This is a genomic window from Paenibacillus konkukensis (genome assembly GCF_023523925.1).
In the GTDB taxonomy this organism is placed as follows: Bacteria; Bacillota; Bacilli; order Paenibacillales; family NBRC-103111; genus Paenibacillus_S; species Paenibacillus_S doosanensis.
The window spans coordinates 1,577,345-1,592,553 of sequence record NZ_CP027059.1; the positions used below are offsets into that span (position 1 = coordinate 1,577,345).

At 54.1% G+C, this 15,209-nt stretch carries 11 protein-coding genes; 3 read left to right on the top strand and 8 right to left on the bottom strand.

The features are described 5' to 3' along the window. Positions 1 to 101: 101 nt before the first annotated feature. Positions 102 to 1,625, bottom strand: coding sequence for a glucose-6-phosphate dehydrogenase (zwf, locus tag SK3146_RS07000; RefSeq protein ID WP_249864400.1), 1,524 nt, complete (start codon positions 1,623 to 1,625; stop codon positions 102 to 104). Between the two features lie 133 nt (positions 1,626 to 1,758). Between zwf and SK3146_RS07005 the strand changes: the two genes are divergently transcribed. Further along, positions 1,759 to 2,634: a LysR family transcriptional regulator gene (locus SK3146_RS07005; RefSeq protein ID WP_249864401.1), complete on the top strand. Its 876-nt coding sequence runs from the start codon at positions 1,759 to 1,761 to the stop codon at positions 2,632 to 2,634. Between the two features lie 6 nt (positions 2,635 to 2,640). Here SK3146_RS07005 and SK3146_RS07010 read toward each other — a convergent pair whose 3' ends face one another. From SK3146_RS07010 to SK3146_RS07025, 4 genes are all read right to left on the bottom strand, one after another. Then, the gene (locus tag SK3146_RS07010) at positions 2,641 to 4,134 is read right to left on the bottom strand and encodes an MFS transporter (protein WP_249864402.1); all 1,494 of its coding nucleotides are present in this window, start codon (positions 4,132 to 4,134) and stop codon (positions 2,641 to 2,643) included. Positions 4,135 to 4,418: 284 nt separating this feature from the next. Then, positions 4,419 to 5,444, bottom strand: coding sequence for a helix-turn-helix transcriptional regulator (locus SK3146_RS07015; protein ID WP_249864403.1), 1,026 nt, complete (start codon positions 5,442 to 5,444; stop codon positions 4,419 to 4,421). Between the two features lie 117 nt (positions 5,445 to 5,561). After that, positions 5,562 to 6,014 carry a GNAT family N-acetyltransferase gene (locus SK3146_RS07020; RefSeq protein WP_249864404.1) on the bottom strand — a complete coding sequence of 151 codons (453 nt, stop codon included), beginning with the start codon at positions 6,012 to 6,014 and terminating at the stop codon, positions 5,562 to 5,564. A 195-nt stretch (positions 6,015 to 6,209) separates the two neighbouring features. Next, complete coding sequence (locus SK3146_RS07025; RefSeq protein ID WP_249864405.1) at positions 6,210 to 8,009, bottom strand: alpha-L-fucosidase; 1,800 nt, start codon at positions 8,007 to 8,009, stop codon at positions 6,210 to 6,212. Positions 8,010 to 8,149: 140 nt separating this feature from the next. Here SK3146_RS07025 and SK3146_RS07030 point away from each other — a divergent pair, with 140 nt between their 5' ends. Beyond that, positions 8,150 to 9,016 carry an AraC family transcriptional regulator gene (locus tag SK3146_RS07030; protein WP_249864406.1) on the top strand — a complete coding sequence of 289 codons (867 nt, stop codon included), beginning with the start codon at positions 8,150 to 8,152 and terminating at the stop codon, positions 9,014 to 9,016. 137 nt (positions 9,017 to 9,153) lie between these two features. Here SK3146_RS07030 and SK3146_RS07035 read toward each other — a convergent pair whose 3' ends face one another. Further along, positions 9,154 to 10,107 (bottom strand): D-2-hydroxyacid dehydrogenase, encoded by a 954-nt coding sequence (locus SK3146_RS07035; protein ID WP_249864407.1) that lies wholly within the window; start codon positions 10,105 to 10,107, stop codon positions 9,154 to 9,156. A gap of 1,090 nt (positions 10,108 to 11,197) precedes the next feature. Then, positions 11,198 to 12,436 carry an oligogalacturonate lyase family protein gene (locus SK3146_RS07040; RefSeq protein ID WP_249864408.1) on the bottom strand — a complete coding sequence of 413 codons (1,239 nt, stop codon included), beginning with the start codon at positions 12,434 to 12,436 and terminating at the stop codon, positions 11,198 to 11,200. Positions 12,437 to 12,618: 182 nt separating this feature from the next. On the opposite strand from SK3146_RS07040, the gene SK3146_RS07045 reads away from it, so the two are divergent. Then, complete coding sequence (locus SK3146_RS07045; protein WP_249864409.1) at positions 12,619 to 13,578, top strand: helix-turn-helix transcriptional regulator; 960 nt, start codon at positions 12,619 to 12,621, stop codon at positions 13,576 to 13,578. A gap of 103 nt (positions 13,579 to 13,681) precedes the next feature. On the opposite strand, the gene SK3146_RS07050 is transcribed toward SK3146_RS07045, so the two are convergent. Then, entirely contained in the window at positions 13,682 to 15,001 is a 1,320-nt protein-coding gene (locus tag SK3146_RS07050) for an ABC transporter substrate-binding protein (RefSeq protein WP_249864410.1), read from the bottom strand. Between the last annotated feature and the right edge of the window lie 208 nt (positions 15,002 to 15,209).

The following is a 15,209-nucleotide window of genomic DNA, read 5'->3' on the forward strand; positions in this document are numbered from 1 at the left end:
ATTATCCACTTCGCGAACGGACATGGCAAGTTCGTCTTTTTCCGCAAGCTGGAAATTCCGCCGGCTTCTATCCATTATACTAACGGTTTGTCGCTGCCTGTTCAACGGTTCGTCTGAATGGCGAATGGCTTGCCCTGTTCTTCCGCTTCCGGTTCATCCTTGGCGTCAAACCACCAATGATACCCGTCCTGCGCCAATAGCGCATCGGACTCGGCCGGTCCGTAGGTGCCCGCCGGATAAAGTCGCAGCGGAACCAAATTTTCTTCAAATGCTTGCAAAATAGGCTCAACCCACTGCCAGGACAATTCCACTTCATCCCAATGCGCAAAGAACGTCGGATTGCCGAGCCAAGCGTCATGCAGCAAGTTCTCATAGGCCTCAGGCAAATCTTCGCGGCTCGAATGAAAATCGAGACGAATCGGTTTGAACTCTCCTTCACGCTGCGGGTCTCTCGTATTCAATTGCAATGTAATTCCTTCGTCGGGGCTCATTTCGAATACGAGAAGATTCGGCGCCGGATTATCTTCATAGGCTGCTGCGCGCTGCTCCAGCGGCGCTTTGAATTCGACGACAATGCGCGTCGATTTCTCTTTCATCCTTTTTCCTGTCCGGATATAGAAGGGAACTCCTCTCCAGAACGGTGCGTCAATCTGCAGCTTCGCCGCGATAAACGTATCGTTCACAGACAATGCGTCGATCCCCGGCTCGGAAGTATACCCGGGTACGGAGCTTCCCAGCACGGTGCCAGCCGCGTACTGCCCGCGAATCACCTGGCCGCTCACCTCATGCTTGCTCATAGGCACAAGAGCTTCCATGACTCTCTTCTTCTTCAGCCGCACCTCTTCGGAGGTGCCGTTCTTCGGCAGATGAATCGCCAGCATCATCAGCAATTGCAGCATATGGTTCTGGAACATATCTCTTACGGCGCCTGCGCGGTCATAATACGCGGCTCTCTCTTCCACGCCGACGGTTTCATTGGCCGTAATCTGCACGTTGGCGATATAGCGGCTCGTCCACAAGGCGTCGAGCACCGGATTGTTTTGCTGCAGCACACCCAGCTTTTGAACCATCGGCTTGCCGAGATAATGATCGATGCGGAAAATTTCATCCTCGGAGAAAGCTTCGCTCAGCTGCCGGTTCAACTCCCGTGCGGATTGCAAGTTATGCCCGAAAGGCTTCTCGATCAACAGCCGCTTCCAGCCGGCCGCCGAGCCAAGACCGCTTTCTTTAATATTGGCAGCAATCGCGGCAAAAAATTCAGGAGCTACCGATAAATAGAACATCCGGTTCGGCTGGACGGCAAGCTCTTGCTCCCGCTGTTCAATCCGCTGCAGCAGCTTCGCGTAATCTTCTTTGCGCCCTACATCCAGCACGTTGTACCGGAATGCGCTCAAGAAGCTGTTCAGCAATTCGGGATCGTTCGCTTCCCGCCTGGAAAACCGGGCGACCGATTGCGCAACGCTATCCTGAAACGCTTCATCCGACAGGCTTCTTCTTCCCAGACCGATGATGTGAAATGCTTGCGGCAGCTTCTGCTCGACGAACAAATTATATAAAGCAGGGTAAATTTTCCTCTTGGCCAAATCCCCTGTCGCCCCAAACAAAACAATTGTTGCAGTCTCCATGTTCTTCTCTCCTTCCGGCCCGATAAGACACCCTGATCGGCAAACACTGGTTTCTTTTTCTTCATTCCACTATAATACAAATCACAGTCATACAAGTAATTAATATATTTCAGAGGAGATATAGACGGTATCTATGATCAATTACGAACTGTACAAAGTGTTCTACTGGGCGGCCAAAACGGGCAGCTTGACGCAGGCGGCCAAAGCGCTGTTTCTGACGCAGCCGAGCGTCAGCCACGCCATCAAGCAGCTGGAAGACAGTTTTGGCGTCACCTTGTTTTACCGGAATTCCAAAGGCGTCGCATTGACCCATGAAGGCGCGGTTCTGTATTCATATATCGAGCAATCGCAGATTTTAATTTCGCTGGCGGAGAAGAAGATGGCCGAACTGAAAAATCTGGATAGCGGAGAGTTGAAAATCGGCGGCAGCGATTCGCTGTTTAAGCATTACTTGCTGCCCTTCTTGGAAGATTTTCATCGGCAGCATCCCGGAATCACCCTCTCCCTCATTCACGGGACGACTCCGGAAGTCATTACTTTCTTGAAGGAAGGACGGATTGACCTTGGCGTCGTCCGTATGCCGATCGTCGATCCTCAGCTGGAAGTCAGAGAAGGCATCCAGCTGCAGGACTGCTTTGTAGCGGGGGCGCATTACGCCGAGCTGAAAAATAAGACGATGTCGTTCGATATGCTGCTGCAGTATCCCATCATTTTATTTTCCCGGAACAGCCGGGCGCGAATGGCCGTTACGGAGCTGTTTCACGATTACGGCTACGAGCTGAAGCCGGAGATTGAAGTCGGCAGCGTGGACCTGCTTATCGAGCTTGCGCGCAAAGGGCTCGGCATCTCTTATGTGACCAGGGAATTCGTCTCCAAAGAGCTGGAAGAGGGCTCTTTGTTTGAAATCCGGCTGGACGTGCAGCTGCCGCCGTCTCAAGTCGGCATTATGATTATGCGCAATATGCCGCTCTCCAGCGCGGCGAAGACGTTTATCGAACGGGTCCGTTAGAAAACGTCAGTCTTGGGAATTCGCTTCTCCTCCGGGCAGAAGACACAGCAGTCCGAACGCGGCGAACGCAAGCCCTCCGGTCAACGTTAAGGATGCGGAAAATGCCTGCACATAATCGTTTGCCGCGGCCGCAGTAAGCGGATGCCCTAACGATGCGGTGAACAAAATGCCGGTCAGCGCTACGCCTAGCGAATTGGATAAATACAGGAAGGTCGTGAACAAGCCGGAACCGGTCCCCGCCTCCTCCGGCGTAACCGTACTGAGAACGACGTTCGCAAGCGGTGTCGTTACCATGCCGAGACCGCAGCCGTATACAAGCAAAATCAACACCGCTTGCGCATTCAGCAGCTGTCCCGAACCGCAATGCAGCGACGCGATCAGCAGGAAGGTGCTGCCTCCCATGAACAGAGCGCCCGCTTTCAGCCCGGTTATTCCCCAGCGGGATACGATACGGGAAGATAGCAAAGAAGTCAGGAAGAAGCCGCAGCCCAGCGGCAAAAAGGCGAAGCTCGTAAGCTGCATGCTGTAGTGGAGGCCGAATTGCAAGTAGTAGCTGAGAATAAAAAAGAACGAAAACATACTAAAATATACGGTGATTACAGTCAATATACCGATGCGAAACGTGCGCCGCAGAAAGATCGAAAGATCGATCAGCGGCGCAGACGGGCAGCCGCGCTTGCGGATTTGGACGGTGATAAAAGCAAGCAGCAGCAGGACCGACGCCGCGAGGCAGCCCCCCGTCCAAAGCGGCCAGCCCCGCTTCTGTCCTTCGGACAGAGGATAGATCAGCAGAAACAACCCGACCGTCAGCAGCAGGGCGCCCGTCCAATCAATGCTTTGTCCCCTTCCCCGCCGCCGGATCGTTCCGGCTTCGGGCAGGAACGGCAGCAGCAGCAGGACGGTGCCTCCGAAGGGAACGTTGAAATAAAATACCGTCCGCCAGCCGAGACCGAACGGATTCCAGTGTACAAGAATACCTCCGAGAATGAGGCCGAATGCGAAGCCGAGCCCGATGAGCGCTCCGTATATCGCGAACACCAGGCCCTTCTCCCGCGGCAAAAATCCGACCTGCATCAAAGACAGCACCTGCGGCTGGATGCAGGCGGCGGCTATGCCCTGCACAATACGCAGCGCGATTAGAAGCGCCGGATCGGAAGCCATTCCGCCCAATGCCGCCATAAGCGTAAAGCCGCTCACCCCGATGAGCAGCATTCTTTTTCTGCCGTACAAGTCTCCGAGCTTTCCGCTGACGATTAACGCCACTGCCAAGCTAAGCGAAAACCCGCTCACCATCAGCTGCGCTTCGGAGAAGCTTGCTTGCAGGCTGCTCTGAATGGAAGGAAGCGCAACCTGGATCATGTACGTATTCAAGGATATGAGCAAAACGGGGAGCAGAAAGACCGCCAGCGCATACCAGCGGCGCGGGTCCGCCTGCCGTTCCTGAATCGTTTCGTCTGCCGTTGCCGCCGCAGCAGCGGTTTGAGTCGTATGACGCGACATCCCGGTTCCTCCTTTTTCGCCAAATTAGATCTCTCCCCGCTAACCCGAAGAGCCGCTTGGATCGAATGATCTTATGATAACGATTATCATTTACATCGAAAATTTTCTCTACCTGGAGGGGGAGGTTCTTGCCTTGTTAAGGGAGCCGGGGCCGCACCAAAAAACCTCAGAGCTGCAGATGCTGCGATTCCAACCGGAACCCATCCTTCTGCTTTCTGAGGTTTCATGCGCTGCTTTGCCGCAGCGGAGCATTTCGCATACTTCCGCCGCCTTATCATAAGCTTCTACTGCCGCTGCCGATCGCTGTCCATCCTGCGCTCCGCCAGCTCCTGCCGCCGGATGCGCTGAAGATAGTCGCTCGGATTGCAGCCGTAATGCTTGCGGAAATTGGCCGTGAAATTGCTGGCGTTGCTGTATCCGACCGACACTGCCGTCTCGCCTATGTTCAGCTGCTCCACTTCCAAATACCAGAGCGCCTTTTCCATCCGTTTCTGACGGACCAGCTCGAAGATCGTCATGCCGGACCATTCGCGAAACGCCTTTTTCAGCTTGAATTCGTTCATCCCTACCTGCCTGGCCAGCTCACGGATCGTCGGAGGCTGCTCATAGTGACGCTCGACGAGCAGCTCAACCTGCTTCAGCTTCTCCAAATCCTCTTTCTTCAGCACGATCCCGCCGCTTGAAGAATCGCCGCAATCGGCCTCGCCGAACAAGGCGATCCATTCGAGCGCCTTGCTCTCCAGATAGAGCCGTTTCATCGCTCCCTTATAGGTGCAATGGATCATATCGGAGATGCATTTGCGAATGGCCGGCGTATCCGGGTACCGGTCGATGCCGCCCCGGTGACGGCTCAGCCACGACTCCATCTGCCGCCGCTCCGCAGCATCGCCGGCGTAATGCAGCAGCTCGCTCGGGGTCAGCCTTACTTCCAGCAATTGATGGGGGATGCCCGCTTTTTTCTCCTCGTAGACAAGAACATCTTCAAGAAAAAGCACGCTACCGGTTTCATGCCCCGTATACGCCCGCTTGCCGTCCCATTCGCTGTAGATTTCACCGCTCAGGCAATAGCTGATCTCGAACAATTGACAAGCTTCTTGAATATGAAGCCGTATATTTTGCTCAAATACCGCATCGGTATACATAATTTCCATGCCCGGACGAATGAGCGTCCGCGTCACGCTCCCCCTGCCGATACGGGAAGGGATGTCGATCCGCTGCTCCCATGCGTGGCGCTGCTGCCGTACGCTGCCATCCATCAAGCCTGCCAATTGATCAAACAGATCATGCACTTGCGTTATATGAAACGTCATCGTCCCGTCACCCGCTTCGCCTCTCGTATATACGATGCATTGTACTCCATCCCGGGGTACGCTACAACCCTCAAAGCATTGGCAAACGCATGAGACGAAGAACGACCGGCGTTCCGCTTACAAGTCTTGAGACAGACGGACCATATCGACGACCTGAATCCCGTTCTCGAAAATTTCTTCGTCATAATGACGCAAGAAAAAATCTCTATCGATTCCCGTCATCCGGAACCCGCACTTCTGGTAAAGCGCCAGCTGCCCGATACTTGAATTGCCGGTCCCGACCTCGATCGTTTTATAGCCTTGGCTGCGGGCTTGCTCGACGGCATGCTGCACGAGCTTCTTGCCGATGCCCCGGCCTTGGCAGCTCTCGTCGACGGCGACGTTGACCAGCTCGGCCGTATCCGGCCTTGTCGCGATCAGCACATAAACGCCGATTGTCCCCGATTCGTTCTCGGCAACGAAGATTTGCCCTCTCTTCGTATACTCCTCAACCAGCCGCGTCGAAGGATCGGCTAACAATAGTAAATCCATCGGCAATTGTTCTGCCGGTTCCAGCTTTCTAATCTGCAAATCCATCACTCCTAGCATCTCGCGTTTCAAAGACTCTGAAATCGAGTCTATAACCCATCATACTAAAAAAAGGAAACTGCAGCCACGACAGAAACCGGAAAACCGCCTTAAGGCCATTTTCCGGTCCATATCTTCGCTATATTCAGATCGCCGGGATTGCGAAGCGCTAGCTCCTGCCCGGGTTTGCCGTTTGCATTAAGTCAAATCGCCAAGTGAGCGAAACTGAATCTCCTTCAGATTCATCAGCGTCTCTCCGGCAATGGATTCGGCACGAACCGTCAGCGTGTACTCGCCCGGCTGCTCCAGCCGCGCGATGCCGACGATGTCCCAGGCAAATTCGTAGCCGTCGCCCTTCGGCTTCACGCTGCCGCGCCATTGCTGCCCCGCGGTTTCTACGACGAACTCGCCTCCCGCGGCGCCTTCCTGAGCGCCGTATACGATCTTCACTTCATAGCTGCCGGGCTCCGCAGCCCGGTACGTCCAGCGGATGCAATCCTCCTTGCGGCTCCAGCCTGTCACGGTATCGCGGCCCGCTTTGCCCGTGTCATAATGCAGTTTCTCGCCGTCGATGTCGCCGTCGAAAGCGCCGAACACGTTCAAATGATCGGCCCGGTGCAGCAGCTTGAGCGGATTGGCGTCGACGGCGCCCTCGATCTCGGCGACGATCACGGTGGCTGCAGGGTCCAGCGGCGCGGACGGCACGGACAGCTCCACATCGTCCGCATTTAGCCTGCGGATGGCAAGCCTGGCCTGCTCCGGATCGGCGAGCAAATAAGCCTTCGCGATCCGGTTGCGCAGTCCGCCGACAACGAGTTTCCCGCTCCGCGGCCAATCGAATACGTGCAGATACAGCTTCTGCCCCTTCATCGTGCAGCGGCCCCATTGCGGCTTGCCGATCGGGCTGCCTGTCGTTGCGTAGACGCTCTCGCCGTTGACGCTCATCCACCGGCCGACGCCTTGCAGGATGTCCAGCGACTTCTCGTCGAACTCACCTTCGGGGGTCGGCCCCACATTCAGCAAATAGTTGCCGTTCAGGCTGAATACGTCGATCATATTGCGCAGAATGCTTGTGACCGATTTCCAGTTATGATCGGTCTTCTTGTAGCCCCATGAGTTGTTCATCGTATGAATCGATTCCCAGTCCTTGCGGTTAATCCGGATATGCAGCTGGTTATCGCCCGAATTGCCATAATCGCCGAAGCCGTCCCTTCTTACGCGGCGGTTGACCAAGCAATTCGGCTGCAGGCTGCGCACATAGTCGACGAAACGCTGCCCCTGCTCGTCCGTCACTTTATGGCCGCAATCGAACCAGATGACGGCCACTTCGCCGTATTGGGTCAGCAGCTCCTTCAGCTGCGGAAACGCTTTTTCGTTCAAATAACGCTCGTAGCGCGTCCGTTTGTCCTCGTCGTCCACCCACGACTCCAGCGGGTCCCAAGCGCCGATATTGTTCGGATAATCATGCGTGTTGCCCTGTGAATCGGGATGATGCCAATCCATCGAATGCGAGTAATAGAAGCACAGCTTCACGCTATGCTTATGACAGGCGTCCGCCAGATCTTTCATCGGATCGCGCGCGTACGGCGTACGCTTCACGATATTGAAATCCGACACTTTAGAGTCGTACAAGGCGAATCCGTCATGATGCTTAGCCGTAATGACCAAATATTTCATTCCGGCGGCTTTGGCCGCCTTCACCCACTCTTCCGCGTTATAGCGGACCGGATTGAATTCCCCGGCGATTTGCTCATACTCCCGGACCGGAATTTGTCCTCTGAGCATAATATGCTCGCCGTAGGCGCCGGGAACCTCCTTGCCCTTCCATACGCCTCCGAGCAGCGAGTACAGTCCCCAGTGAATAAACATCCCGAACCGCGCTTCCCGCCACCAAGCCAATCTGCGGTCTTGAACCTCTTCCGTATATTCCACTAGAGCCGCAGGCTGCTGCTCCGCTTCCGCCTCCGCATTGTCCATGTACATATCCCTTTGCGTCATCCGCTTCCCCTCCGTCGTCTTGATCTCACTTCTATTGTACGACGGGTATGATATAATCCATATGGATGCGGTTAACCGGAATTTGTACCAAACTAACCTAATGATGCCGGGCGGCAGAACGATATAAGGTGGATGAACGTATGCAATCACAGGATTATTTGGCGATCAGTCATTTTTTGGCTGAAATTAAGGTAGAACTGATCATATCCCTGCTAAGCAAATGCAATCCGGATTGGATGCAAGGGCCGTTCACTCCGACCTACAGCAAAATTTATTATATTACCGAAGGCGAAGGCCGCATGATGATCGGCGATACGGAATTGTTCCCGAAACCGGGACAATGGGTGTTTGCGCCGGCGGGCTTATCGCAATTTTATTCCGTCACCGATGCCGACCGAACCTACCGCATGTATTGGTGCCATTTCACTTCCAATATCAGCTTCATTAATTTATTTTCCCTGTTCAAGCTGCCTTATTGTTTCGACGCCCGCCGAACGGACGACGTCGTCGCCAGCTTCGAGAGGCTTATCGAAGGGTACAAGGGCAGAGGAAGCGGCCCCGCGCAGTCGCTGCGCATTCAAGCCGCGCTTCTCGACGTGATCTCCTGCTACATCGAACAGGCCGTGCAAGCCAAGCCTCAGACGCCGTCTCATCTGTCGAGCAGCAAGCTGGGCTCCGTTCTCCAATATATAGATACCAACCTGCAAAACGATTTGAGCGTCGCCGAGCTGGCCGAGCTGGTGCATCATCACCCGAATTATTTTATCCGCTTCTTCAAAAATCACATGGGCATGACGCCGATGGCTTTCATCTACGAACGCCGTCTGGAAAAAGCGAAGCAGCTGCTGCTCTCATCCGATTTGGCGATCGGCGAAATCGCTCAGGCTACCGGGTTCCACGATATTTTCCATTTTTCCAAGTCGTTCAAAAAACGGCTCGGCGTCGCTCCCTCGGAATTCCGCAGCTGGCCGCGCGCGGCGCAGAAAGAAGCCGAAGAGCCTTCATGAGGCCCTCGCTGTTACCCTGTTATCCACATGCTAAAAATCTGTCCGACGGGGTTACGTGGTTCATCGGACAGGCTTTTCAGCGATAGTTTCATTCTGCGCGCTGGCTGGCTTCGTTTTCTTTTTGACGGCGCGGTGTTTCAATACTGTTTGCCGTAATCGACCCGGTTCACCGACGGTTCCCGGCCCTGCAAATAATCCTGCAAATTGCGCATCAAAATCTCGAAGGCGCGCTCGTTGTATTGTTCCGTCGAGCCCGAGTTATGAGGCGTCATAATGACGTTCTCCATCTGCCACAGCGGACTGGACGCAGGCAGCGGCTCCTGCTCGAACACGTCGAGTCCGGCCCCGGCGATGACTCCCGTCCGCAGCGCCTCGATGAGCGCTTCCGTATCCGTCGTGCCTCCGCGGCCGATATTAATATACATCGCCGTCGGCTTCATCAGCTCGAACTGCGCTTTGCCGAACATATGGCGCGTCTCATCCGTAAGCGGAAGCGTCACGACGACGAAATCGCTCTCCTGCAGCACCGCGGCAAGCCCGTTAAGATCGTGCATGGCATCGACGAAGCCGCTGGGCTGTCCCGACCGGCGGACGCCGAGCACTTTCATCCCGAACGCCTTGGCCAGCCGCGCCGTCTCCTCGCCGATAGCTCCTACGCCGATAATGCCGATCGTTTTCCCGTGAATTTCGCCGAGCGAGCCTGTGCCTTTCCATTCGCTGTGCAGCTGATGCCGAACCGATAAGTGCAGCTTCCGCGTAAATGCAAGCATCATCGCGTAGATCGTTTCCGAAATCGGAAACGCATGAACGCCGCTGGCGTTCGTCAAGATGGCGCCGCGATCGGCGAGCCGGCCAAGCGGCAGCTTATCGACGCCCGCTCCCCAGTTCTGTACCCAGCGAAGCTTGGAATCCTTCTTCAAGCAGACTTCTTCCGCCGACTTATTCCAGCCGACGACGATCTCCGCGTCCTGCAAATGATCGAGCCACAACTCCTTGTCCTTCCCGTGGATAAGCTCCCAAGCGGGCGCGGCCTGTCTGATCCGCTCCGCCTGCTCGCCGGTCAATGTGTGCAAGCATATGATTTTGGGCATGTTCATCATCTCCTTGCCTTCATTATATAGGCTATCTGCGTTGAAGTCTGCCCATCCGAGCGCATTATCGCCGCAAAAAAACCTCCTTGTCCGCTTGATCCGGATAAGGAGGCCAGGTTAGAGCTGCCGCCGGGCGATGTTTTTTTCGGCGGGCTTTTAAAAGGGTGGTGAACAACGCCGACTGCGCATGCGAAAGCATCTTCCGATCGCTCATGTTCCCGGATTTCTTGAATTAGGTAAGCCCGTGAAACGGGGGAAATCCGGGAACAAAGGCGAACGCTTCGCTTCTCCAGATTGCTCTCGCTTACTTCGTTGACTGTTTCACCGGGCTTTTAAAACGTGGTAAAAAAGTGGCCGGAGAGTCGATAGAAAGTTGAAACAGCGTAAGCAGTCGCCTTTGTAGACGGATTTCCCCCGCTTTAGCGGTTCAAAATGAAAAAAATCCGACTACAAGAGCGAGTGGAAACTTCTGTCGACCGCAGGCTGCTTGTTTTTCACCGCCTTTTTAACGTGTGGTGAACAAGCCCGCTGTGGCGCCCATTTGATCTTCCAATCACCGTTGAAACCAGATCTTTTGGATGGTAATTTCCATTTTTCTATGGAGAACATCCGTTTTCGAAGGCGAACGCTAACGTTTTCCCAGATTCAATGGCCCCTCCGCTCTTTTTTCACCCCCCTTTAAAAGGGCGGGTGATTTATTCGCGGCCTGCGGTTCTTAGCAGGGGTAAGCGCTCGAGCAGTCCGAAAGGAAGCTACAGTACAGCAGGTGTAGCCCCGGAACCGGGCATCGAACAGCTTTTAATTTTAACGGACGCCAGCGAGCTTAATTCGTCGCAAACAGCCGTTTTTTAAACGTAACGGTCACCCTGGCGCTTACATAGCTCCGAATGACTTTCTAAGGCGGCTCTGGCGACCAATAGCTGCATCTGTGTCCGTTAGAAATCCCAAATGACCGATAGCGTTGATATAACGGCCGCTGTGTCCGTTGCGAGCGTACTGCACTGTAGAAGCTCTAGAAGCGCTAGCTCTCGCCTTTACAGCGGATTTTCCGTGCTATAGAAGGACAGCCGACTGCGCATGCAGCCGGAAATCAGGCGTTCCCTGCCTCGCTCTGCTCCTCCCCCAGATCGACCAGATACAGATTGCCCTTGCTCCGCTCATTATGCGTATCCGAGGTAAACAGCACCAGCCGGTCGTCATGGCTGAAAATCGGATGCGGGTGCACATCCTGGACGCTGAAGCTGCTCCCATGCCGGCAAATATAGTCCCATTCGAGCCGCCCGCTCTCCCAATCCGCACGGCAGCAGTGCAGTGATTCGGCGTCGATGATGCCGTCCGTGAGCAGCATCGTACGATCCGATCCCAAAGTGAAATGCCCGTAATCTTTCATGCCGTCGGGGAAGCTCATCTCGATCTCTTCGCCCTGTCTGCGGCCCGCATAGCCTACGAAGCTCTGTATCGAACCGTTCACCGAAGCATGGCGCATCGAAGGATCGTTCGGCACTCCGCGGGTGCCGTGATAGATGACGCCGCTGCCGTCGGAATCCCACATTTCATGACAAATCCATAGACGGTCCCCGCCGGCCGACTGGTCTCTGATCTTACTCACTACTCCATCCTTGTACAGCCATATTCGCTGCGCCACCATGCCGCCTTCGTGATTGAACAAAATTTGTTCCGAATCGTCGGGATGAAACTGTACGTGCGTAATCCATCCCGCGTGACGGAATTTGATTTCGCTGCGTCCCGTCGGCAGATGGATGACGAGCACATGCGATTCGGTCCGCCCGGCCTGCACCTTGTCCCGGATCAATGTAAACGGATTGCCTTCCCCGACGTCGAAAGCATCGGCGGATATATAAGGGACGCAGGCATACTCGCCGTCTCCCGAAATATGGGTAAAGCCGGTCATCACTCCCTCCGGCAGACGGTGCACAACCCGGTCTTCCATCGTCGGCAGATGAATCAGCCGCACTTCCTGGTCCTGAATATACAGCAGCGAATCGGTCCCCGGATGATAGCTCGGGCTGGCCTTCGCCAACCCTTCATAAGGAGTGCCGTCGTAATAAACGTAGCTCTTCATAATTCCTTTGCGGTTGTCCGTCAGCTGGACGGTCTGTCCATCCTTCAACGACAGCTTGAACACATTGGGGCTGCCCCCGCCGCTGTCGCTTAGAAACAACACGTGATCGTTCCCTTGGGTAAAGCTGCTGCTCGTAAAATATAAATGATGATGGTTCCCCGCCGCGGAGGTGAGCTGCCTCACCGTCCGTCCGCTGCGTTCATCCTTGCGGTCAACGAAGGCTTGATACGTAATAGACCCTTTCATGGCTTTCGGACTCCCCCCGATACGATAATGGCTGCCAGCCTCGCGCGAGCCTGGCGCGTTTCCCCTCATCATAATCGATCGGAAGCGGCAAATCGCCCGCGATATTGCTTCATTACCGTTTCATTTATAATCTATATTGCTTATTTTATTTAGTTTTTCCCCCATTAGGAGCCATTAACTAAATGATATTGCTAGATCATCTGGTTATCTTTTACAATAATACATATCAGCGGGAAGGAGCGACCCGGATGAACGGCTACACGCCGCTTGAAATGAAGGATGAATTTCACGTTCATTATAAAGACCTTGTGATCGATCAGGAAGAACCGCTTGAACATTACCATGACGCGATCGAATTCGCGCTGTTCGCGCAAGCCGATCTGCAGCTGTTTATTAACGGCACTCCTTACGACGTGAAGGACGGCGATGTCATGCTGCTTATGGAATACGATGTGCACCGGATGCTGTACAAAAAAGGGACGAGATACCGGAGATTCGTCGTCAACTTCCGCAAGGAAACCGTTGAACCGGTGCTGAAGTCCGTTCATCTGGAATCGATAGCTGCCGTCCCGGATGAGCAGCTCTCGGACATGAATCGGTCCCCGAAGTGCGGCAAACTCCGCTCGGCGTCGCCGGAGCAGCGGGAACAGCTGGTGAGCTGCTTGACGCTTCTCATGAAGCTGGGGCAGCTGCCGCCTTCGAAGGAGAAGGAAGCTCTGCTCCGTATGCATACGGCCTCGCTGCTGCTGATGTTTGCGCTGCTTGCGCCGAAGCCCGCTGCGGGACGGCATCGGCCGTCCTCCTCCGAAGTAGGGCGGATGATTCACTACATCGACACGCATTACGGCGAACCGCTCGATTTGCAATCGGTCGCCCGGCATTTTCACTTAAGCAAATATTACGTCAGCCATCTGTTTAAGCGGGTTACGCAGCTGACGGTCGTGGAGTATATTCATCGGAGGCGCATTGCCGAAGCGAAGCTGCGGCTGCGGACGACAAATTTATCCGTTCTCGATATTAGCGAGGAATGCGGCTTTGCCCATGTTCAGCATTTTCATCGCGTCTTCAAGAAAGCGACCGGGCTTACGCCGTACCAGTACAAGAAAAACCTCCCGGACCCGTCGCCGGACAATCCTTTTTAACGGCTTTCGTCCATTCGTGAACGCAGAGCTGCCGCGTCCGATCCCGCAAACGGCAAAAAGCACAGCGCCCCGTCGTCCGGATCGCCGTGCTCCTTTACTTCGATTATTTTTTCGCTTTGGCGGCATCGACCGCTTTGCTCGCCGTCTCCTCGATTTTGCGGAACAGCGTATTAATGTCGCTATCTCCCAGCGCCGCCTCGTGGATCGCATCCTCGTAAGCTTTTTGCGCATCGCCTTCGAACATCGAACGCTGCGGCATCGGCGCGTATTTATTGTAAAATACCGCGCTGGTATTTTTATCCTTATAAGCGCTGTCCTGGGCATACTGCTTCTTAATCGCGTCATCGGCCAGCGCCGTCATGGTGCCTGCGCGAGCCTGCTTCGTCTGATATTCCTTGCCGGTCAAAAACTTAATGACTTCCATCGCTTCATCCTTGTGCTGGCTCATCGAAGTAACGCCCCAATAGAACGGGTACGCCTGCGAGCCGACGCCCGGCAGATCTTTAAATTCCGGCAGAGCGGCGATATCCCAGTTCATGCCTTCGGCTCCGGAGGCGGCCCAGTCCAGATCGTTCAAGTAAGCGATCATTGCCAGATTGCGGTCTTTAAGGAACGGGTCCTTGTAAGGCAGCTTGTTTTTTAACCCGACCATCGCCTTTTTAAAGCCGGGATCGTTGGAAGGATTAATGTAATACGCCTGGTACAGCTGCTTCCACTTCTCATTCGTATTGATCGTAGGCTTGTCGGTCTGCGGGTCCAGGAATGTCAGACCAAGCTGATTCGCTTTGATCGTATGGGCCGGGGATGAAGCGAAGCCCAAATATTGCTTGTCTCCGTCCTGCCTTGTAAGCGCCTTCGCCGTTTGCTGCAAATCGTCCCAGGTCATCCCGTTCTGAGGGTATGGAACGCCGAATTTATCGAAAATATCTTTGTTGTAAAATAAAATGACGTTTTGCGACCAAACCGGGAGACCGTAAATTCCGTTTTTGGACATCGTTTTGGCAAAATCGATCATCGTCGAATCAAACGTGCTCAAATCGATGTTATGCTTTTTGATCAGATCGGTCATATCATAAGCAAGCCCATAGTTGTTCACCGTATAAAAATAGTTGGTGCTTTCGTAATAAATATCTACGGTTTGCCCGGACGCTATGATGTCGTCGATATTCGTGCCGGTTCCTTTTTTAATATATTTGATCGTAATATTCGGGAATTTCTCTTTAATCGGATCGGAAAATTTACGCTTCACCTCATCCTCCGACGTAGCCGCCGTGGAGTACAGCACCAGCTCTACCGGATCATTGCTGACCGCAGACGGCTTGGAGGCCCCGTCGTCCGTAGCCTTCGTCTCCTGATTGCCGCTGCATGCGCTCGTCAAGGCGACCAGCATCGCCGCCGATATTAAAAAACTTTTCCTTGCCATTTTGTTATATCCCCCTTCTTGAATTCCCTTTATAAGAAAGCGCTTTAATCATTCCTATATTTAACAATATCATAAAGTTTTTTCATAATCTTCATGATTTTTGCCTGAAAATTTCATTTTTTTGTTCTCTTTCTTTCACCGGTAGCGGCCGCGCCCAATAATCTAAGCATAGAACAAATCCCCCAACAGTGACGTGATGCTCTGAAGC